This window comes from Acidovorax delafieldii 2AN (assembly GCF_000175235.1).
Classification (GTDB): domain Bacteria; phylum Pseudomonadota; class Gammaproteobacteria; order Burkholderiales; family Burkholderiaceae_C; genus Acidovorax; species Acidovorax delafieldii_B.
The window spans coordinates 1-951 of the sequence record NZ_ACQT01000560.1 but is presented as its reverse complement, the minus strand read 5'-3'; the positions used below and the strand labels follow the sequence as shown (position 1 = coordinate 951).

Genomic DNA, 951 nt, shown 5'->3' with positions numbered 1-951 from the left:
TACCGGGGTGCGCCAGCCGATGGCCGCGCGCACGCCGGGTCGCGCGTCACTCCACCGTGAGCTTGCGTTCCTTGATGATCGCGGCCCACTGGGCCGATTCCTTCTTCATGAAGGCCGCGAATTCGGCGCGCGTGGTGGGCTGGGGGGTCAGGCCATGCTTGAGCAGCGCTTCCTTCACGCCGGGGTCGTTCAGCACCTTCACGATCTCCTTGTTCCAGCGGTCCAGCAGCGGCACGGGTGTCTTGCCGGGCGCCACGAAGGCATACCAGTTCAGGGCCTCGAAGCCCGGAAAGCCCGACTCGGCCACGGTGGGGATGTTGGGCAGGTAGGCCGGGCGCGTGAGGCCCGTGGTGGCCAGCGGAATCAGCTTGCCGCTTTCCACGTGCGGCATGGCCGTGGGCGGTGCGGCAAAGTAGGAGGTGATGCGCTCGCCCAGCAGGTCCTGCAGCGCTGGAGCACCGCCCTTGTAGGGCACGTGGGTCATGTCGATGCCCGCGCGCTGGTTGAACAGTTCACCCGCCAGGTGCGAGGCCGATCCCGCGCCGGTAGAGGCAAAGTCCACGCTGCCGGGCTTTTTCTTCGAGAGCTGCACGAACTCGGCCAGCGTCTTCACCCCCGCGCCCTTGTGCACCACCAGCACGTTGGGAAAGTTCACGCCGCCCGAGATGGGCGCCAGGTCCTTGAAGGGGTCGTAGCTGAGCTTCATCAGGTGCGGCGCGATGGTGAGCGGGCCCACCGATCCGAACAGCAGCACCGAGCCATCGGGCGCGGCATTGGCCACGAACTGGTGCGCGATGTTGCCGCCCGCGCCGCCCTTGTTGTCCACCACCACGGGCTGGCCGATGTTCTCGCCCAGCTTCTTGGCGATCAGGCGCGCAGCCGCGTCGGCAGCGCCGCCCGCCGCGAAGCCCACCACCAGCGTGACGGGTTTCTTGGGCGGAAATTCCGGGG

At 68.0% G+C, this 951-nt stretch carries 1 protein-coding gene; it reads right to left on the bottom strand.

Annotated features, from left to right (window positions below; translation table 11 throughout):
* Nucleotides 1-46: 46 nt before the first annotated feature.
* The coding region (locus tag ACDELDRAFT_RS23025; protein WP_005801671.1) for a Bug family tripartite tricarboxylate transporter substrate binding protein at nucleotides 47-951 on the bottom strand (905 nt) is incomplete at its 5' end.